Origin of the sequence: Luedemannella flava (assembly GCF_039528515.1) — a bacterium.
Lineage (GTDB): Bacteria > Actinomycetota > Actinomycetes > Mycobacteriales > Micromonosporaceae > Luedemannella > Luedemannella flava.
In genome coordinates, this window is the sequence record NZ_BAAALT010000164.1 from 1 (window position 1) to 19,980 (window position 19,980).

Below are 19,980 nucleotides of genomic sequence, written 5' to 3' on the forward strand. Positions count from 1 at the left end.
CCGGCGGCTCCCGCGGCCGCCAGCCCGACCCGATGGGCGGCGCTCTGGCGGGCGCCCTCCCCCGCGCTGGCCTGGACAAGGGCCTCCCCGGCTCCCGCTGACCCACCGCGCGTCCGTCAGCCCGACGAAAGGCCGGTTACGTGCGGAACTCCCACCCGGAATTCCGCATGTAACTGGCCTTACTTCGGCTACGTGCGCTCGGACGCGTCCTTGGCGGGGGGCGGCGACGAGGGGGTGGCCTCCGCGGCGGCGGCTTCCGCGGCGTCCTCCTCCGCGCGGGCCTGGGCGGCGGAGTGCTGGCGGAGGGGCAGCTCCGGCAGGAAGGCGACGACGAGCAGGCCGGCGACCATGATGACCGCGCTCACCAGGAAGACAACGCTCATCGCGTCGGAGAACCCGACCTTGAACGGGTGCGACAGCGCGTCGGCGAGCCGGTTGATGAACGACGTGTCGTTGAGCGCCTCGCCACCGGCGCCCCCGGTCGCCGCCTGCAGGGCCTGCGCCTGGTCGGGGTGGGCGGCCACGGCCTGCTGGAACGCCGGCGTCGGCTGCGCGGCCGCGAAGGCCTCCTTGATCTTGCTCGGCAGGTACGCGAAGAGCAGCGAGAGGAAGACGGCCGCGCCCAGCGTGCCGCCCATCGACCGGAAGAACGTGACCGCCGAGGTCGACACCCCGATCTCGCGGGGCGAGGCGGCGTTCTGCACGGCCGTGATCATCGGCTGCATGTTGCCGCCGAGGCCGAGGCCCATCAGCGCCATGACCAGCATCGTCTGCCACAGCGGCGTGTCGGCCGTGATCAGCGAGAACAGCACGAGCGCGACGAGCATGATGGCGCTGCCGACGATCGGGAAGATCCGGTAGCGGCCGGTGCGGAAAATGACCTGGCCCGAGATGATCGACCCGGCCATGATGCCCACCACGAACGGGATGAGCTGCAGGCCGCCCTCGGTGGGGGACGAGCCCTTCACAATCTGCAGGTACAGCGGCACCATGAGCAGCCCGCCGAACATGGCCATGCCGACGATGAAGCTGCTCACCGAGCCGATGGCGAACGTGCGGCCACGGAACAGCCGCAGCGGCAGCAGCGCCTCGTCCCCGTACGCCCGCTCGGCGACGAGGAACGCGATCAGGCCGACGGTGCCGATGGCGTAGCAGAGCAGCGAGCGGCCCGAGTCCCAGCCCCACTCGCGGCCCTGCTCGGCCACGGTGAGCAGCGGCACCAGGCAGACGATGAGCGCCAGCGCGCCGGGCCAGTCGATGCGGTGGTCCTGCCGCCGGTGCGGGATGTGCAGCACCTTCGTCACGACGATCATCGCGGCGGCCGCGATCGGCACGTTGATGTAGAAGATCCAGCGCCAGCCGGCGACGCCGAGGATCTCGTCGGCGCCCGCGAAGAACCCGCCGAGTACGGGCCCGAGCACGCTGGACGTGCCGAACACGGCGAGGAAGTACCCCTGGTATTTCGCGCGCTCGCGGGGCGGCACGATGTCGCCGATGATGGCCAGCGCCAGCGACATGAGGCCGCCCGCGCCGATGCCCTGCACCGCCCGGAACGCCGCCAGCTCGTACATGGAGTCGGCGAGGCCGCACAGCACCGAGCCGACGATGAAGATGCCGATGGCGAACAGGAAGAACGGTTTGCGGCCGTAGATGTCGGAGAGCTTGCCGTACAGCGGGGTCGAGATCGTGGAGGTGATGAGGAAGGCGGTCGTCGCCCACGCCTGGATCGAGAAGCCGGACAGGTCGTCGGCGATGGTCCGCATGGCGGTGGCCACGATCGTCTGGTCCAGCGCGGCCAGGAACATGCCCATCATCAGTCCGATGAGGATGGTCATGATCTGGCGGTGGCTGAGCGCGCCCGTGCCGTCGCCCGGGGTGGCGCCGGCGGGCCCCGGCGTCGCCGCCGGCGTCTGCGCCTGTGTCGAGGTGCTCACGTGATCTCCCGATCCTCGCGTGTCTGCATCATGCAAGTTTCACCCTCCGGGGCCGGGCGAGGCCAATCGGTCAAACCGACCCGGCGGGTCAGGCTGGGCTGCTGAGGTCGGCGACGACCGCGAAGTGGTCGGAGGGCCAGACGCCGTCCACGGGCTCCGTGCCGGCGAGCCCGACGTTCTCGACGCGGCCCACGTCCAGGTCGTAACGCAGACCGACCCGCACGTAGTCGATGCGCATGCTCGGCTCGGGGGCCTCGGCGACGTGCGGGTTGCGCCGGTCCCAGGTGAGGCCGGCGCGGCCGTCCTCCGCGAACCGCCAGGCGTCCATGAGGATCAGCCCGGGCGCCGTACTCGGGGATGTCTTGTCTCCACCCAGAACGCGCATTTCGTCCGAATCTGGCTCGGCGTTGAAATCGCCCGTGAGGACGGGCGGGTGGTCGTCGGACGGGCGGGCCGCCACGAGCTCGCGGATCCGGTCGACCTGTTCGAGGCGCGCGGCCGTGGCGAACGCGGTCGCCGCCAGGTGCGCGCTGAAGAACGGGATCCGGGCGTACGGCGCCTGCACCGTCGCGCTCACCACGGTGCGCCCCCGCGACGCGGGCAGCTCCTCGGTCGCCGTGTCGGCGAGCGGCCACCGGCTCAGGATGGCGGTGCCGAACTGGGCCGAATCGTCCCCCGTGCGCCGTTGCCACTGGTGCGGGTGCGCGGTCGGGCCCCAGGCCCAGTGCATGTCCAGCTCCGCGGCGAGCCAGCCGGCGAGGTTCTCGTCCGGGTCGGCCCAGACCTCCTGCAGGCCGCAGAGATCGGGTTTCGCTTCGGCGAGAACGGCCCTGATCGCGTGCCGGCGCCGGCGCCAGTCGCCGAAGCGCCACCACAGGTTCCAGCTGACCACGCGCATGCGGGCCACCTTTCCACAGGCCTGGCTCCCGCGGTGCCCGGACCGGGGGCAGGATTGAGCGGATGCGGCTGCGGGTAGTGCACCCCCCGATGCGTGACGTGAGCGTGTGGGCGGCGGTGCGGCGGTGGAGCTGACCCTGGTCACCCAGGACCCCGGCGTACTGCGGATCCTCGTGCTCGGTGAGGTCGACCTGGCCACCTCCCACCTCCTGCATGAGGCGGCCCTGCAGGCGCTGGTCCTGCCGAACGTCGACGAGGTCGTCTTCGACCTGTCCGGCGTGCCGTTCCTGGACGCGAGCGGCGTGGCCGCGCTCATGCACGCGTACCTGGAGCTCGCCGAGCAGGGCCGGCAGGTGTCGGTCGCCGGCGCGGCCGGGATGGTGGCCGCCGTCCTGCACATCACCCGCGCCGACCACAAACTGATCCCGGCCCCCACGTCCCCGCGCTGACCGGTTCCGTGCTGAACCGATGATCTCCGGGGTGTTTGTCCTGGGTGCCGATCATTGGCCCGAGCAGGGCTAAGGGGGCCGAACGGATGATGTCCGCAGGTGAAACTTTCCGGTCTGTATCAATGAGTTGACCTGCGTGTTCACCCAGACATGTGCACGTCTCGATCACATTCTTGGTGGCGCTGTGGAGCGCGTGCGAGACTCCTGCTACGCATCGATGGAGCCAGATGCGCATTTGGGCACGCCAAGGGCACGTAGAGGCGCTTCGGCACTCTGACGGCGGGCCTCACAGTGGGTCGTCCCCTGCCAAGGGACGACGTCGTGAAACTCGCCGCTCGGGCGTGGCGGGTCAGCTGAGTTACGTGCCAAGGGCGCGACCCTGTCGCGATCCATGGTGCCTGCACCGGGGCATCGGCCCTGGTGCCGCCAGAAACAGTGGGAGTGAAAGGCATGAGATTCGTCCCAATGCGGTCCCGTCGGGCGAAGGTTGTCGCTATCGCGGCGGCCGCGGCCGCCGTGGGGACCACGGCAGTGGCGGTCGCCGCACCGGCGAGCGCTGCTACCGCATGTAACGTCACGTACTCGATCGTGGGTTCGTGGCCGGGGGGTTTCCAGGGCAACATCGTCATCAAGAACACCGGTGACGCCTGGACGAGCTGGTCGCTGACGTTCGCGTTCGCCAACGGACAGACCATCTCGCAGAGCTGGAGCGGCAAGGCCACCCAGTCCGGCGCGAACGTCACGTTCGTGAATGAGGCCTGGAACGGCTCTGTCGCCAACGGCGGCACCGTCAACCCCGGCTTCATCGGCAGCTGGAACGGCACCAACGGCATCCCGACCGCGTTCGCGGTCAACGGCGTCGCCTGCAACGGCACCACGCCGACCAGCTCGGTCCCGACCTCGTCGGTCGTGACGAGCCGGCCGCCGACCTCGTCGGTCGTGACGAGCCGGCCGCCGACCTCGTCGGTCGTGACGAGCCGGCCGCCGACCTCCTCGGTCGTGACCAGCCGGCCGCCGACCTCGGCGGTCGTCACCGGCACGGGCGGCCCGAAGGTCGACAACCCGTACGCGGGTGCGACCGGCTACGTGAACCCGGAGTGGAAGGCCAAGGCTGAGTCCGTCAGCGGCGGCAGCCGGGTGTCGAACACGCCGACCGCGGTGTGGCTCGACCGTATCGCCGCGATCGAGGGCACCTCGAACAGCAGCTCGAACGGTGCCATGGGTCTGCGTGACCACCTGGACGCCGCTCTCGCCCAGGGCGCGGGCTACGCCCAGTTCGTCATCTACGACCTGCCGGGTCGTGACTGCTCCGCGCTCGCCTCGAACGGTGAGCTCGGCGTGGACGAGCTGCCGCGGTACAAGGCCGAGTACATCGACCCGATCGCCGCGATCCAGTCGGACGCCAAGTACCGCAACCTGCGCATCATCAACGTCATCGAGATCGACTCGCTGCCGAACCTGATCACCAACACCAACGTGGCCAAGTGCGCCACGATGAAGTCCAACGGTGGTTACGTCAACGGCATCGCGTACGCCCTGCAGAAGCTCGGCGCGATCCCGAACGTGTACAACTACATCGACGCCGCGCACCACGGCTGGATCGGCTGGGACACGAACTTCGGCCCCACCGCCGACCTCATGTACCAGACCGCGGTGGCGTCGGGCAGCGTCAACAACGTGACCGGGTTCATCACGAACACCGCGAACTACTCGGCGCTGACCGAGCCGTACTTCACCATCAACACCTCGGTGAACGGCACGTCGGTCCGTCAGGCCAAGTGGGTTGACTGGAACCAGTACGTCGACGAGCTGACCTTTGCCCAGGCCTTCCGTAGCCGCCTGGTGCAGTCGGGCTTCAACTCGAACATCGGCATGCTGATCGACACCTCCCGCAACGGTTGGGGCAACTGCACCGCCACGTCGGCCGCCCCGTGCGCCGCCGGCGGCGCGGCCCGCCCGACCGCGGCCAGCACCTCGACGGACGTGAACACGTTCGTCAACCAGTCCCGTGTCGACCGTCGTATCCACGCCGGCAACTGGTGCAACCAGGCCGGTGCGGGCATGGGCGAGCGCCCGAAGGCGGCCCCCGCCTCCGGCATCGACGCCTACGTCTGGGTCAAGCCTCCGGGCGAGTCGGACGGCTCCAGCACCCTCATCGAGAACAACGAGGGCAAGGGCTTCGACCGGATGTGTGACCCGACCTACACGGGTAACGAGCGCAACGGCAACAGCATGACTGGCTCGCTCCCCGGCGCCCCGATCTCGGGTGCCTGGTTCTCGACCCAGTTCGCCCAGCTGATGGCGAACGCGTACCCGCCCCTCTCCTGAGGTGACGGCACCGCGTAAGCGGTAACGCGCAGCGTAGGCTGTATGTACAGAGCGTGGCCCCTGATCCACTCCGGTGGGTCGGGGGCCACGCCGCTTTCCCCTGGTGATGGGACTTTTCCGCGGTATGACGCGGACACGGCGAGCGCTCCCGCCCGAGCTTTGACAGACTGTGGGCGATGACTGCTTCGACGATCTCCGCAGCCGCCCTCGCCCTGCTCACCGCGATGTCCGCCCCGGCGGCGGCCGGGCCGGCGCACGGCGCGCCGCTGTCGGCCGCTGAGCCGGCCACACGGTGCACGTTCAGTGACCCGAGGCTCCAGGAGACGTCCGGCCTGGCGGAGACGTCGACCGGGTTCGTGGCGATCAACGACAGCAACTTCGAACCCTCGAAGATCAGGATCTTCTTCCTGAACCGGTCGTGCAAGATCGTCCGTTCGGTGGGCTACCCCACGGCCGCCCGCGACCCCGAGGACCTCGCGATCGACCAGAACGGTCGGGTGTGGGTCGCCGACATCGGCGACAACGTCACGGCCGACACGCGCCGGGAGACGATCGCGCTGTGGCGGCTGGACCCGGCCGAGGCCAAGCCCACGATCTTCCGGCTGCGCTATCCGGACGGTCCGCACGACGCCGAGGCGCTCGTCGTGACGGCCGACGGCGTGCCCGTGATCATCACCAAGGAGCTGCAGGGCCCGGCCGGCGTGTACGCGCCGTCGGAGGAGCTCATCCCCAACGACGACAAGGGCGTCGCGCTCACCCGCGTCGGGCAGTTCACCCCGCAGGCCACCGGCACCTCCAATCCGTACGGCGCGTCGGGCAACAACCTCGTGACGGGCGCCGCGTTCGCCCCCGACGCGCGGCACGTGGTAATCCGGACGTACTCCGACGCCTATGAGTTCCTGGCGCCCAACGGCGACATCGTCAAGGCGATCACCACGGGCACGCCGACGATCACGCCGCTGCCCGACGAGCCGCAGGGCGAGGCGATCGCGTACGCGCGCGACGGCAAGAACTTCCTCACCGTCTCGGACGCGGCCGAGCCCACGCCCCTGCTGGCCTACGCCATCGCGCCCCGACCGGACCCGACCGGACCGGCCGTCGCGGACCCGGAGAACGCGGCCGGGTCCGGCGGTCTGACCTGGCTCTGGGTGACCATCGCGGCAGTCACCGGTGTGCTGGGCCTCGGCGCGCTGGTCGCCGGCCTCGTCGGGGTCCGCCGCGCACGGCGCGGGGCCGATGACGCCGAGCGCCGGGAGAGCGTCGTGCCCACCAGCCCCGCGGTCCGCAGCCGCCGCTAGCCCCTGCCACCCGTGCGGTGGATGACAAGGTTCCGGCACACGGCCGAAACCTGTCTGTACCGCTTGGGTCGCTAGTGTCAGGGCGATGGGACGGGGACGGCACCGCCAACGACGGGGTCCCGGCGGCCGGGTCGCGCTCGTGGTCGCCGTGTTGGCCCTTGCCGCCGCTGTGGCCGGCTTCGGCGGCACCCGCTGGCCCGGTCAGCTGTCCGGCGGGTCGTCCGGCGATGGATCGTCCGACGGCGGCAGGGGATCCGGCGCGCCGGTCACTGTCGCGTCGCGCCCACCGGGGCCCGGTCCGTCGGGTGCGCCGCTCGGCGGGGCGCTCGCGACGCCCGTGCCGCTGCCGGCCGGCGGCTCAGAGAAGGTCCTGTTCGGCATGGGTACGGAGGCCGACGGGGCGATCACCGAGAAGCTCGTCACGCAGGCCCCGGTGCGGATGCTGACAAGCTGGTACAACGGCCCGGGCGACCTGTCGTGGATGTCGGGCTGGCGCACCGGCACCGTGGGGAAGGCCTACCACCAGGGTTACGCCCTGCACCTGATCGTCTACAACGACGGCGCGGAGGTGGCCCTCGACACGAAGTACGGACCGGCGTGCGGGCGGGCGTATCCGCTGGCCGGCCGGTTCGCGGGGGACATGACGACCCTGGCGAGGACGTTCGCGGGGGCGAAGGCCGGCCCGCCGCTCTACGTCACCCTGTTCACCGAGTTCCAGACGTACCCGTGCCAGGACAACGCGTGGAGCGCGGACGCCGCCACCACGAACTACTACCGCGCGATGATCGACCAGTACCGGTCGGCGATGGAGATCTTCCACCGGCACGCGCCGAACGCCAAGGTGTCGCTGGGCTGGGGCGGCTGGCAGGCCCTCTACGACGACCCCGGTCGGGGCGGCGGGCGCACGCTGTTCGACCGGTTCGCCGACGTGCTGCGGGAGAGCGACTTCCAGAGCTTCCAGGCCATGGACTCGGTGAGCAACACGATGACGATCCGGACCATGGTCCGCGAGCTGCGCGCGTACGGGCCGGTCATGCTGGCGCACTACCAGAACGACAGCGGCAACTACGGCACCGACGTGCGGCAGGTGCTCGACCCGACGTTCCTGCGTGAGATGACCTCGGACGGCCTGTTCGCGATCAGCTTCATGGACGACAAGCGCATGCTCGCCGACGCGGCCACGTTCGCCTTCGTCCGCGACGCGGTGCGCCGCCACGGGCGAGATCCATAACGGCCGCGCACGTTATCCGCGCAGCTCAGCGCGGGCAATGAGGCAGAAAGATCATCGTCTGCACGGCCCGTCGGCGCGTCCGGGCGGGTCCCTTAATAGGCTGCCCGCGTGAGTGAGATGGACATGTGGGATGTGGTGGTCGTCGGCGCGGGCCCGGCCGGCCTGTCGGCGGCGCACGCGGCGGCCAGCGCCGGTGCGCGCACGCTCGTGCTCGAGCGGGCCGAACACCCCCGCTACAAGACCTGCGGCGGCGGCCTCATCGGCACCTCGCTCGCGGCGCTGCCGGCCGGCTTCGCCGTGCCCGCCCGCGACGTCGTCCACCGGGTCACGTTCACCCACGCGGGCCACCGGGCCGTCACCCGCACCTCGACGCGACCGCTGGTCAGCATGGTCGCCCGCACGGAGTTCGACGACGCGCTGCGCGCCGCCGCGGCGTCCGCCGGCGCCGAGGTCCACCAGCGCGTCACGGTCCGCGCGCTGTCCGAAACCCCGGATGGGGTACGCGTACGGCTCGGCGACGGGACGGCCGTAACCGGGCGCGTCGTGGTGGGCGCTGACGGCTCCGGGGGAGTGACGTCCCGCCACGTCGGCGTGGCGTACTCGCAGGTTGATCTGGGTCTGGAGGTGGAACTGCCCGCGGACGCCGCGCAGCGGGAGGCGTGGCGCGGGCGGCTGCTCATCGACTGGGGACCGCTGCCCGGCTCCTACGGCTGGGTGTTCCCGAAGGACGACTACCTGACCGTGGGCGTGATCGCGGCGCGCGGGTCCGGCGGCGAGACGAAGGACTACCTCGCCGCGTTCGTGCGGCAGCTGGGCCTGTCCGGGATCGAGCCCCTGCACGACTCCGGGCACCTGACCCGGTGCCGCACGGACGACTCGCCGCTGCGGCGCGGCCGCGTCCTCGTCGCCGGCGACGCCGCCGGCCTGCTCGAACCGTGGACCCGCGAGGGCATCAGCTTCGCCCTGCGCTCGGGTGCGCTGGCCGGCGCGGCGGCCGCCCGCGACGACCTGCCCGGCTACGAGCGCGCGGTCGCGGAGACGCTGGTGCCCACGATGCGGGCCGGGCGGGCGATCCTGGACGCGTTCACCCGCCGGCCGCGGCTGTTCCACCGGGTCATCGCGACGCGGCCGGGGTGGCGCGCCTTCCAGGCGTTCTGCCGCGGCGAACAGGCCCCGGAACGCTGGCTCGCCCGGCCACTGGTGCGGGCGGCGGTCACCCGGCTAGGCCGCTGAAACGCTGGTACATCACGTGGAGCCCGACGTAGCCGTGGCTCCTGGAGTGGAACGCCTCGGGGACCGTGCCGATGATCTCGAAGCCGAGGCGTTGCCAGAGGGCGACCGCCACCGTGTTCGTCTCCACGACGGCGTTGAACTGCATGCCGCGGTAACCGTTGGTGCGGGCCCAGTCCAGCACGTACCGGCCCAGGGCCGCGCCGACGCCCCTGCCGCCGTGGGCCGGGTCGACCATGAAACTCGCGGTCGCCACGTGCGCGCCCCGGCCGGGCCGGTTCGGACCCATCTTCGCCGAGCCGAGGACCGTGCCGTCCTCGTCCACCGCGACGACCGCGTGGCCGGGCGGCGGCTCCAGCCACAGCGCCCGCGCCTCGTCCGAGGTCAGATCATCCGGGTACGCGTACGTCTCACCCTCGGCGACGATCGCCCGGAAGAACGGCCAGATCCGCGGCCAGTCCGTGGCCGTGGCCTCTCGAATGGTGGCGGGTCGAATGATCACGCCGGCAGCCTAGCCGGACACTGATCCCATGGGTGTCGTGGAGCAGATCTTCCGGGTCGGGGACGGCGGCGTGCTCGCGCCGGCGACCGGGCACGGGCCGCTGGACGGGCTGCGGGTCGCGGTCAAGGACCTCATCGCCCTCGGCGGGCACGCCATCGGCGGCGGGAACCCCACCTGGCTGGCCGGGGCCGCCCCCGAGCGTCGGGACGCGCCGTCGGTTGCCGTCCTGCGCGCGGCCGGCGCGGACGTGGTCGGCATCGCGCACACCGACGAGCTGGCGTACGCGCTGTCCGGCGACAACATCCACTACGGCGCGCCGCCCAACGCGGCGGCGCCCGACCGGGTGACCGGCGGTTCGTCCTGCGGCCCGGCCGCCGCGGTCGCCGCCGGCCTCGCCGACATCGGCCTGGGCACCGACACGGCCGGCTCGATCCGGGTCCCCGCCTCGTGCTGCGGCCTGTACGGTCTGCGGCCCACCCACGCGGCCCTGCCCGACGGCGCCGTACCGGACGTGGACGTGCTGGCCCTCGCGCCGCGCTTCGACACGGTCGGCTGGATCACCCGCGACGCCGCCGTCCTCGCCGCGGTCGCCGACGTGCTCCTCCCGCCACCCGCCTCGACCGACCCGGACGTCGCGGGCCGCGTGCCCGGGCGGCTCGTGGTCAGCCGCGCGCACCTCGAAGCCGTCGAGCCGGAGACCGCCGAGGTCGTGCAGGAGGCGGTGGCGCGCGCCGCGAGCGCGCTGGGCGCCACGGTCGAGACCGTCGAGCTGCCCTGGGACGGTTACATCGCCGAACTGCTGGCGGCGTTCCGCGTACTGCAGGCGGCGCAGGCGTGGCGGCTGCGCGGCGCCTGGATCGAGGCGCACCCGGGCGCGCTCGCCCCGGACGTCGAGGGGCGGTTCCGATTCGGGGCGACCGTCACCGCCGCCGACGAGCGCGGCGCCGAGGCGCGGTTCGACGAGTGGCGCGCGGCGCTCGCCGACGTCCTGGCCGGGTCGGGTGCACCTGGCGGGGCCTGGCTGGCGCTGCCGGCGGCGGGTGGGCCCGGCCACGTGCGTGGCGTGGATACCGTCGGTCCGGACGCCGCCGGGCGGGACGCGTGGCGGGCGGCGACGCTCGCGTGCGCCGTACCCGCGGCTGCCTTCGGGCTGCCCAGCGTGGCGCTGCCGGCGCTGGCGGAGGGTGACCCACGACCTCCTCGCGGTCTGGCCCTCGTCGCGCCGGCCGGCGGTGATCGGGCACTCGTTGAGGCCGCTGTCATGATTGGCGACGCTGTCATGATTGGCGACGCTGTCCTTATTGGCGACGCTGTCCGTTATGGGCGTGGCGCCGGTCATGGGGAGACCGGAAAACGGAATATCGCGCCGTCGGGGTGATGTTGTGCCGGCCGTCCGGAGTCCATCCGGGCGGGGCGTGAGGAGCTTCACCATGCAGTTCGGCATCTTTACCGTGGGCGACGTGACGACCGACCCGACCAACGGGCGGACGCCGACCGAGGCGGAGCGCGTCAAGGCGATGGTCACCATCGCGTTGAAGGCCGAGGAGGTCGGGCTGGACGTGTTCGCCACGGGCGAGCACCACAACCCGCCGTTCGTGCCGTCGTCACCGACCACGATGCTCGGCTTCATCGCGGCCCGCACCTCCCGGCTGCAGCTGTCGACGGCCACGACGCTGATCACCACGAACGACCCGGTGAAGATCGCCGAGGACTACGCGATGCTGCAGCACCTGGCCGACGGCCGGGTCGACCTGATGCTGGGGCGCGGCAACACCGGCCCGGTGTACCCGTGGTTCGGCCAGGACATCCGCAACGGCATCCCGCTCGCGGTGGAGAACTACGCGCTGCTGCGCCGCCTGTGGCGCGAGGACGTGGTGGACTGGCAGGGCAAGTTCCGCACCCCGCTGCAGTCGTTCACCTCGACGCCCGCCCCGCTCGACGGCATCCCGCCGTTCGTCTGGCACGGCTCCATCCGCAGCCCGGAGATCGCCGAGCAGGCCGCCTACTACGGCGACGGGTTCTTCGCCAACCACATCTTCTGGCCGAAGGAGCACACGCAACGCATGGTCGGCCTGTACCGGCAGCGCTTCGCGCACTACGGCCACGGCGACGCCGACCAGGCCATCGTCGGCCTCGGCGGCCAGGTGTTCATGCGGCGCAACTCGCAGGACGCGGTCCGCGAGTTCCGGCCGTACTTCGACAACGCCCCCGTGTACGGCCACGGCCCGTCGCTGGAGGAGTTCAGCGCGCAGACGCCGCTGACCGTCGGCAGCCCGCAGCAGGTCATCGACCGGACACTGTCGTTCCGTGAGTACGTGGGCGACTACCAGCGGCAGCTGTTCCTCGTCGACCACGCGGGCCTGCCGTTGAAGACCGTACTGGAGCAGCTCGACATCCTCGGCGAGGAGGTCGTTCCTGTGCTGCGCCGCGAGTTCGCCGTCGGCCGGCCCGCGCACGTGCCGGACGCGCCCACGCACGCCTCGCTGCTCGCGGCGCGCGACGCGGCGGCGGACGTGGAGGTGGCGGGATGACGCGGACCATCGCCGTCGTCACGGCCGGGCTGACCCGGCCGTCGTCGACCCGCCTGCTCGCCGATCAGCTCGCCGCGGCGGCGGTGAAGCGCCTCGATCCGGTTGAGTCCGACTCAGTCGAGGTGGTCACGGTCGAGGTGGTCACAGTCGAGGTGGTCACGGTCGAGGTGGTCACGATCGAGGTGCGCGACATCGCGCACGACCTCGTGAACAACCTGCTCACCGGCTTCCCGGCGCCGGAGCTCAAGGCGGCGCTGGACGCGGTGGCGGGCGCGGACGGCGTCATCGCGGTGACGCCCACCTTCAACGCCTCGTACAACGGGCTGTTCAAGATGTTCTTCGACGTGCTCGGGGATGCGGCCCTGGTCGACAAGCCCGTGCTCATCGCCGCGACGGGCGGGACAGTGCGGCACTCGCTGGCGCTGGAACACGCGCTGCGGCCGATGTTCGCCCACCTGCGCGCGGTCGTCGCCCCGACCTCGGTGTTCGCCGCGCCGGAGGACTGGGCGGGCGCAGACGGTGGCAGCGCGGGCGGTGCCGGTGGCTCGCTGCGTGTGCGCATCGACCGGGCCGCCGCCGAGCTGGCGGATCTCATCGGCAGTCGGAAGCCGGCGGTCGCCCCCGACCCCTTCGCGCTGACGACGACGTTCGACGACCTGCTGGCCGGCTGACTGTTAGCTGGCTGACTGTTAGCTGGCTGACTGTTAGCTGGCTGAGGGCCCATCGACGTGCGCGACTGTGATCGAAAACAGTTCGCAACGTGTTGACGTGCCAGGACCCTCCCGCGCTTAGATTTTGTGCGGGAACAGGGGAGGCTACGCGGTGCGACGGTGGTTCGGCTCGGTCGGCGGCGGCCTGCCCGCCACGTTCTGGTACCTGTGGGTCGGCATCCTCGTCAACCGGGTCGGCGGCTTCGCGGTCCTCTTCCTGTCGCTGTACCTGACCAACGCCCGACATGTCAGCGTCTCGGTCGCAGGCCTGGTCGTGGGCGCGTTCGGCATCGGCGGGGTGGCCGGCAACCTGCTCGGCGGCGTCCTCGCCGACCGGTGGGGGCGGCGCCCGACGCTGCTCGTGGCGTACTTCGGCTCGGCCGGGTCGCTGTTCACCCTGGGTCAGGCGACGTGGCTGCCGCTCATCGCGGGCATCTGCGTCGTCGCGGGCGTGTGCCACGCGATGACCTGGCCCGCCATGATCTCCGCGATCGTCGACGTGGTCCCGGACGGGGCACGTACCCGGGCGCTCAACCTGCAGTTCTGGGCACACAACGCCGGCGTGGCCGCCGCGTCGCTGCTGGCCGGCGCACTCGCCGAGGTGAGCTTCGGCCTGATGTTCGCCCTCGACGCCGCCACCACCCTGGCGGCCGCGGTGCTCCTCCTGCTCAAGGTCCCCGAGACGCGGCCCGCGTCCGGCCCGTCGTCCGGCCTTTCGTCCCCCTCATCGAGCGGCTCGGCGAGCGGCTCGGCGGACCGCGGCGGGCGCGCGGAGGGCGGACTGTTCGCCGTGCTACGGGACCGAGTCTTCCTCGGGTTCGTGGGTCTCACATTCCTGTCCGCCTCGGTGAGCGCGCAGGGCACGACGCTGCTGCCGCTCGCCATGCGCGCTGACGGCTTGACGCCGGGCGACTACGGGCGACTGGGCGCGCTGAGCGCCGCGCTCATCGTGATCGGGCAGCTGTTCATACCGACCTTGCTCCGTCACGCATCCCGCCGCGCCGCCCTGGCCGTCGCCGCGGTGGTGGCCGGCGTGGCGTACGGCAGCCTGGCATTCGTCGACGCGTATCCGGTGTACCTCGTGGCAGCCGTCGGCTGGACGTTGGGCGGCATGCTGTCCGCACCGCCCAACGCCGTCCTCCAGGCTGGTCTCGCGCCAGCCCCGCTCCGCGCCCGCTATCAGGCGGTCTTCTATCTCGCCTTCCCCGCCGGCGGTCTCGTGGCGCCCGCTATCGGCGGCTTTTCGCTGGAGCATCTCGGCCGTTGGCACTGGCTGTCCAGCACCGTGCTAGGCCTCGTGGCAGCGGCGCTGTACATGCGCGGCGGCCCGGCATGGGAACGCCGGATGACGCGGCTAACGGCACACCTGCCCGAGCCACCGGCACGGCCTCAGCCACCGGCACGGCCTCAGCCCGCGGCACGGCCTCAGCCCGCGGCACGGCCTCAGCCCGCGCCGCAGCCGCGGCCAGCGGCCCGGGCCAACCTCTCCTGATCTTGTATACCGGCGCCGGGGCGCCGGGGCCGGCTACGGCGCGCGGGTGGTGAGGCGGATGTTGCGGAGGGGGCGTTGGTCGGGATCGATCCACTTGGGTGGGATGAAGGTGGGCAGCCGGTCCGGTCCGAGGATGACCTGCCAGCCGTTCGGCTCGTGTAGCAGGCGGTGATGAATGCGGCAGACGAAGACGCCATTGTCCAGATTGGTCTGTCCACCGTCGAGCCATGAGCGCAGGTGGTGCGCGTCGCACCAGTCCGGCGGGCGGTCGCAGCCCGGGAAAGCGCAGCCCTGGTCCCTGATCGCCAGGGCGCGGCGGGTGGCGCCTGTGAAGAGCCGTCGGGCGCGGCCCACGTCGAGGACCTGGCCATCGCCGCCCAGCACCGCCGGCAGGATCATGGCGTCGCAGGCCATGCGGCGAACGGTCGCGGGGTCGAGGTGGTCGCCGGCATCCGTTCTGCGGGCACCCAGCGCCTGGCGCAGGACGTCGAAGTGGGTCGTGATGACCACCTGGGTCGGTTGCCCGCCCCGCGCCGGCGACGCGCCACCGGTCATCGCCTTCTGACAGATCTCGACGAGGGCGTCCGCGCGGCGCCGGCCCGCCTGGCGCTCGTCGCCGATGCCCCGGAGGCCGCAGAGCGGGCCGAGAGCCGTGCGCAGGACGGCGGCGCCCTCGCGGTCGAGGTAGCCGCGCAGCACCGTGCCGCCCAGGCCGTCGTCGTGCAGGTCGCGGCCGCGGCGCTGGCGGGCGCCGCGGTCGTCGTCCGCCAGCGCGCGTCGCTCGAGCTCCTCAATGAGACTCGGCGCGAGGGTGGCCAGGGCATGCCGACCGGCCACCTGCAAGGCCGACGGATCGAGCCGGGACGCGTGATCGATCAGCAGCGCCTCCACGCGTTCGACGATCTCGGCAGGCAGCCCGCCGGCCGGGCCACCGTCGCCTACACCGGCATGGCGTGGGGCTGCGTCGCCGTGAGCTGCGTCGCCGTGAGCTGCGTCGCCGTGAGTCGCGGTGTCTGGGGCCGGATCGTGTAGGGCGGCGTCGTTTATTGCGGCCATCGATTCCGTGATGGCGTGGGCCTGGTCGACCGTGAGGTTGCCGCTGGTCAGGGCGTCGGTGGTGGCGGGATGTGAGCGGAGGGCGCGGGCGAGGCGGAGCATGCGGGCCGCGGCGGGACCGGGGATCCGCAGGCGCCAGCGGAGCCAGGCGATCGTGGAGGTGGCGCCCAGGTCGCGGGCCAGGCCGCGGGCGTCCAGTTCGCCGACCAGCGCGAGCCGCACGGCGGCGAGGCGCTGTTCGAGCCGGTGGACCGCCTCGCAGTCGGCGACCACGTCGACGTCGCGCCGCGACCATTCTGGCCTGGCAGCCAGGATCGTCACGGCGTCGTCGATGACGCCCAGTTCCCCCGTGGACACACCAGCAACGCTAGTACATCTGTTCGAAGATCAGAACTCCACTGTGGAGCTGTGGATACTCTGGACTTGCGTTAGCTTGCCTATCCTCATCGGACCCGTGGCGAGCGAACGGTGGAGGCCGGCGGCGATGCAGGCGTTGAGGCGGACAGCGACCGCCGAGCCCGTCGCGGCGACGGAGTCCACTCCGACCGGCGGCGGTCGGCGGGGTCTCGGCCAGCCTGTTCGTCGTGTTCGGCATCGGGGTGCTCGGGCTGACGAGCATCTGGTCGTACGTGTGGTTCGCGTTCGTGGGGGTCGCGGTCGCGATGGTCGCCGTGTACGCGCTCGGGTCGGCCGGGCGTGGGGGCGCGACGCCGCTGCGGCTCACGCTCGCGGGGGTCGCGCTCGGCGCGGTGATGGACGACGTCTCGGCCACGGTCCGGCTCGTGCGCCCGCGGGCGTTCGACTACCTGCGGTTCTGGGACGCCGGCGCGCTCACCGGGCGGCCGATGTCGATCGCTGCGGCCGTCGCGCCGTTCATCGCGGTCGGGCTGGTGTTCGCGATCGTCGTGGCGCGGTCGCTCAACGCGGTGGCGCTCGGCGACGACCTGGCCCGGTCGTTGGGCACCAACGTCGCGCGGACCCGGGCGCTGGCCATCATCGCGGTGATGCTGCTGACCGGGGCGGCGACCGCGGCCGTCGGGCCGATCGGGTTCGTCGGGCTCATGGTGCCGCACGTCGTGCGTGGTACGGGCGCTGCTCGGGCTGGTGACGGCCGTGGCCGTGTACGTCCTGGCGTACCGCAGGGGGTTCAGGGTTTTCGGCTGATCATCGTGGCGCTGTCGGCGGTCATGGGCGCCGCGCTGCTCGCGGCCAGCGACTTCCTCGCCCAGCGGGCGTTCGCCCCGACGCGGTTGCCGGTCGGCGTGGTGACCGTGCCGCTGGGCGGCGTCTACTTCGTCTGGCTGCTGGCCGGGCGCCCGCAACCGGTGGGCCAGCAACCAGTGAGAGTGGACTGACATGCCCACGTCGAGACGTTCAGGATGGCCATGATCAGTATTTCCGCCCCGAGCAGAGCTCGGTGCCGTCGCCCAGCGCCGGCTCATCGTCGGTCGCGTCGCGCACGCGCACGTCCCTGCCTTGTGCCATCGAGGTTATCGCGTACCTCTGACAGGTTTCGATGGACCGACACCAGGTCGGTCCGTCGATGGCGGCTTCGCTACAGTGACGCTTCACATTCGCGGGGGAGTCCACTGGGGAGCGCCGGGGACAGGAGACACGCACGGATGGCGCGCGGGGCGCGGTTCAGCAAGCGGCTGCGGTACTGGTTCGACAACACCATGTCGCGGGGGACGGCCAGCCTCATCGGGTGGCTCGCGATCGTCTCGATGGTCATGGTCGTGATCGTCACCATCGCGCTGGAGTTCGCCTACCCGGCGGACGAGCGGGGCCGCCAGCCCAACCCGTTCCTGTTGCTGTGGCAGACCTTCGCGTCCACCTTCAGCCTGGACGTGCCGGAAACGGGCACCCTGGCCGTGCTCGGGCTGTGGTTCATCCTCGCCGTCGGCGGCGTCTTCGTCGTCAGCGCGCTCATCAGCCTGCTCACCCGCGGGCTCCACCAGCAGCTGGAGCAGCTGCGCAAGGGGCGCTCGGTCGTGGTCGAGAGCGACCACACCGTCATCCTCGGCTGGTCGGACCAGGTGTTCACCGTCGTATCGGAGCTGGTGGAGGCCAACCGGAGCCGCCGGCGCGCGGCCATCACGATCCTCGCCGAGCACGACAAGGTCGACATGGAGGACCAGCTGCGCCGGCGGCTCGGCAACACGGGTACCACGCGGATCGTGTGCCGCACCGGCAGCCCGCTCGACCTCACCGACCTGGAGCTGGTCAACCCGAACGCGGCCCGGTCGGTCATCGTGCTGGCGCCGCCCACCGAGCACGCCGAGGACGCCGACGCGTACGTACTCAAGGTGTTGCTGGCCATCAACCGCGGCCCGGCCTTCCGCGACCACCGCCACCACGTCGTGGCCTCGGTCCGCGACGGCCGCAACCGCGCCGTGGCGCGGTTGGCCGGCGGGGACGCGGTCGTGGTCGACGCCGACGACATCAGCGCCCGGCTGCTCGTGCAGACCGCGCGCCAGTCCGGCCTGTCGGTCATCTACCAGGACCTGCTCGACTTCGGCGGGGACGAGTTCTACGTGATCAGTGAGCCGCGGCTGGTGGGTTACCAGTTCGGTCAGGTGCTCTCGGCCTACCAGCACTGCTGCCCGGTGGGGATCGTCAACCCCAGCGGCACGGCCGTGCTCAACCCGCCGATGAACACGGTCATCGGGCCGCGCGACCGGATCGCCATCCTGGCCCAGGACGACTCGGCGATCCAGCTGCGGACCGGTCCGCTGCCCGTCGACGAGACGGCGATCGTCCACTCGGTGCGCGGGCCGCAGCCGCCCGAGCGCACGCTGCTCCTCGGCTGGAACGGCCGGGCGACCCGCATCATCCAGCAGCTCGACATCTACGTCACCGCCGGCTCGACGGTCGACGTGGTGACCGACCGGCGCGACGCCGCGGCGGCCGTGGCCCGGGTCGGGCTCGGGCTGCGCCGGCTCACGGTGACCGTGACCGAGGGGGACACCCGCGACCGCAACGTGCTGGAGGGCATCGAGATCGTCGGGTACGACAACGTCATCGTGCTCTCCGACGACGTGCTCGACCCGCTCACCGCCGACGCCCGGGTGCTCGTCACGCTGCTGCACCTTCGCGACATGCTGGAGAAGCGCGGCAAGAACGGGTCGATCGTGAGCGAGATGCGCGACGACCGCGACCGGGCGCTCGCCCAGCTCACCCGCGCCGACGACTTCGTGATCAGCGAGCAGCTGGTGAGCCTGCTGATGACCCAGATCTCGGAGAACCGGCACCTCGAGTCGGTGTTCACGGACCTGTTCGACTCCGCGGGCGCGGAGATCTACGTCCGCCCGTCCATGTACTACGTGCGCTGGGTCCCCGGGCTGACGTTCGCGACCGTGGTGGAGTCGGCGCGGCGGCGGGGCGAGGTGGCGATCGGCTACCGGATGGCCGAGCCGGGAGAAGGCCACCACGGCATCGTCCTCAACCCGGACAAGACCCACCCGCTGCCCTCAATCGACCGGCTGATCGTGCTGGCCCAGGGGTGAGTGGGCGGCGTCACACGCGATTGGTGTACGGAACCGTTTCGTACAGCGCTGGCCTTGAGGTAGCGTCGGGCGTACGAAACGGTACCGTTTCCTTCTATGGGAGGACGTGATCGGGTGGAGACCGCGACGAAGCCGGAGCGCCGCGAGGCGATCTGCGGGGCGGTCTTCGAGCTTCTCGGCGAGGTCGGCTACGACCGGATGTCGATGGACGCCGTGGCGGCGCGGGCCCGCGCCAGCAAGGCGACCATCTACCGGTCGTGGGAGAACAAGCCGGAGCTGGTCATGGAGGCGCTCACCCAGCGCTTCGGCGGTACGCCCGAGGCACCGGACACCGGGTCGCTGCGCGGCGACCTGCTGTCCCTGCTGACGGCCGCGTGCACCGTCGCCAACGGAGACGACGGCGCGATCGTGACCGGCCTGCTCACCGCGGCGTCGCGCAACGCCGAGCTGGCCCGGACCCTGCACCGGGTGCTCTTCGAGATGAAGAACGCCGTGTACGAGACGATGATCGCCCGCGCGGTGGAGCGCGGCGAGGTCCCGCCGACCGCGGACCCCACGCTGCTCCACGAGCTGATCCACGCGATGATGCTGACCCGCCGCCTGTGGGGCAGCGAGCTCGACGAGGAGTACGTGACCCGCGTGGTCGACAGGATCCTTCTCCCCGTACTGCGCCAGGACGCCTGACCACCTGAATCAATTGAGCACCGGCATGGACCGGTGCGGATCAGACACGCCCGTCAACGCCCACGAACGCACGCGACGCGTGCGCTCGCGATGAATCACGCCCGCGTGGCGCGTCCACACGTCATGTGTGAC

16 protein-coding genes are annotated in these 19,980 nt (G+C 71.5%); 12 read left to right on the plus strand and 4 right to left on the minus strand.

The annotated features are described in order from the left end of the window. Positions 1-188: 188 nt before the first annotated feature. The gene (locus ABD211_RS23190) at positions 189-1,934 is read right to left on the minus strand and encodes an MDR family MFS transporter (protein WP_425560499.1); all 1,746 of its coding nucleotides are present in this window, start codon (positions 1,932-1,934) and stop codon (positions 189-191) included. 88 nt (positions 1,935-2,022) lie between these two features. Further along, the gene (locus tag ABD211_RS23195) at positions 2,023-2,832 is read right to left on the minus strand and encodes an endonuclease/exonuclease/phosphatase family protein (RefSeq protein ID WP_344135747.1); all 810 of its coding nucleotides are present in this window, start codon (positions 2,830-2,832) and stop codon (positions 2,023-2,025) included. A gap of 106 nt (positions 2,833-2,938) precedes the next feature. Between ABD211_RS23195 and ABD211_RS23200 the strand changes: the two genes are divergently transcribed. The 5 genes from ABD211_RS23200 (at position 2,939) to ABD211_RS23220 (ending at position 9,370) form a co-directional block, all read left to right on the plus strand. Then, complete coding sequence (locus ABD211_RS23200) at positions 2,939-3,280, plus strand: STAS domain-containing protein (protein ID WP_344135750.1); 342 nt, start codon at positions 2,939-2,941, stop codon at positions 3,278-3,280. 450 nt (positions 3,281-3,730) lie between these two features. Further along, positions 3,731-5,608 carry a glycoside hydrolase family 6 protein gene (locus ABD211_RS23205; RefSeq protein WP_344135753.1) on the plus strand — a complete coding sequence of 626 codons (1,878 nt, stop codon included), beginning with the start codon at positions 3,731-3,733 and terminating at the stop codon, positions 5,606-5,608. Positions 5,609-5,784: 176 nt separating this feature from the next. Beyond that, a complete protein-coding gene (locus ABD211_RS23210; RefSeq protein WP_344135756.1) occupies positions 5,785-6,906 on the plus strand; it encodes a hypothetical protein in 1,122 nt (373 codons plus the stop codon). Between the two features lie 85 nt (positions 6,907-6,991). Continuing rightward, complete coding sequence (locus ABD211_RS23215) at positions 6,992-8,137, plus strand: hypothetical protein (RefSeq protein ID WP_344135759.1); 1,146 nt, start codon at positions 6,992-6,994, stop codon at positions 8,135-8,137. 117 nt (positions 8,138-8,254) lie between these two features. Further along, on the plus strand, positions 8,255-9,370 hold the full coding sequence (locus ABD211_RS23220) for a geranylgeranyl reductase family protein (protein ID WP_344135847.1): 1,116 nt from the start codon (positions 8,255-8,257) through the stop codon (positions 9,368-9,370). Here the strand turns inward: ABD211_RS23220 and ABD211_RS23225 are convergent. Next, a complete protein-coding gene (locus ABD211_RS23225) occupies positions 9,351-9,863 on the minus strand; it encodes a GNAT family N-acetyltransferase (protein ID WP_344135850.1) in 513 nt (170 codons plus the stop codon). The two genes, ABD211_RS23220 and ABD211_RS23225, sit on opposite strands and share 20 nt — an antisense overlap. A gap of 34 nt (positions 9,864-9,897) precedes the next feature. Here ABD211_RS23225 and ABD211_RS23230 point away from each other — a divergent pair, with 34 nt between their 5' ends. From ABD211_RS23230 to ABD211_RS23245, 4 genes are all read left to right on the plus strand, one after another. After that, positions 9,898-11,247, plus strand: a complete 1,350-nt coding sequence (locus ABD211_RS23230; RefSeq protein ID WP_344135761.1) for an amidase family protein — start codon at positions 9,898-9,900, stop codon at positions 11,245-11,247. A 52-nt stretch (positions 11,248-11,299) separates the two neighbouring features. After that, positions 11,300-12,400 carry an LLM class flavin-dependent oxidoreductase gene (locus tag ABD211_RS23235; RefSeq protein WP_344135764.1) on the plus strand — a complete coding sequence of 367 codons (1,101 nt, stop codon included), beginning with the start codon at positions 11,300-11,302 and terminating at the stop codon, positions 12,398-12,400. Further along, positions 12,397-13,071, plus strand: a complete 675-nt coding sequence (locus ABD211_RS23240) for a CE1759 family FMN reductase (RefSeq protein WP_344135767.1) — start codon at positions 12,397-12,399, stop codon at positions 13,069-13,071. The genes ABD211_RS23235 and ABD211_RS23240 overlap by 4 nt, the downstream gene beginning before the upstream one ends. A 151-nt stretch (positions 13,072-13,222) precedes the next feature. Then, positions 13,223-14,602 (plus strand): MFS transporter, encoded by a 1,380-nt coding sequence (locus ABD211_RS23245; RefSeq protein ID WP_344135770.1) that lies wholly within the window; start codon positions 13,223-13,225, stop codon positions 14,600-14,602. A 33-nt stretch (positions 14,603-14,635) separates the two neighbouring features. On the opposite strand, the gene ABD211_RS23250 is transcribed toward ABD211_RS23245, so the two are convergent. Then, on the minus strand, positions 14,636-16,015 hold the full coding sequence (locus ABD211_RS23250; RefSeq protein ID WP_344135774.1) for an HNH endonuclease signature motif containing protein: 1,380 nt from the start codon (positions 16,013-16,015) through the stop codon (positions 14,636-14,638). A gap of 218 nt (positions 16,016-16,233) precedes the next feature. Here ABD211_RS23250 and ABD211_RS23255 point away from each other — a divergent pair, with 218 nt between their 5' ends. The 3 genes from ABD211_RS23255 to ABD211_RS23265 all read left to right on the plus strand — a co-directional run bounded on the left by ABD211_RS23255 (position 16,234) and on the right by ABD211_RS23265 (position 19,848). After that, positions 16,234-17,013, plus strand: a complete 780-nt coding sequence (locus ABD211_RS23255) for a FecCD family ABC transporter permease (protein WP_344135853.1) — start codon at positions 16,234-16,236, stop codon at positions 17,011-17,013. A 267-nt stretch (positions 17,014-17,280) separates the two neighbouring features. Then, a complete protein-coding gene (locus ABD211_RS23260) occupies positions 17,281-19,164 on the plus strand; it encodes a CASTOR/POLLUX-related putative ion channel (RefSeq protein WP_344135776.1) in 1,884 nt (627 codons plus the stop codon). A 96-nt stretch (positions 19,165-19,260) separates the two neighbouring features. After that, complete coding sequence (locus ABD211_RS23265) at positions 19,261-19,848, plus strand: TetR/AcrR family transcriptional regulator (RefSeq protein WP_344135779.1); 588 nt, start codon at positions 19,261-19,263, stop codon at positions 19,846-19,848. The last annotated feature ends 132 nt before the right edge of the window (positions 19,849-19,980 follow it).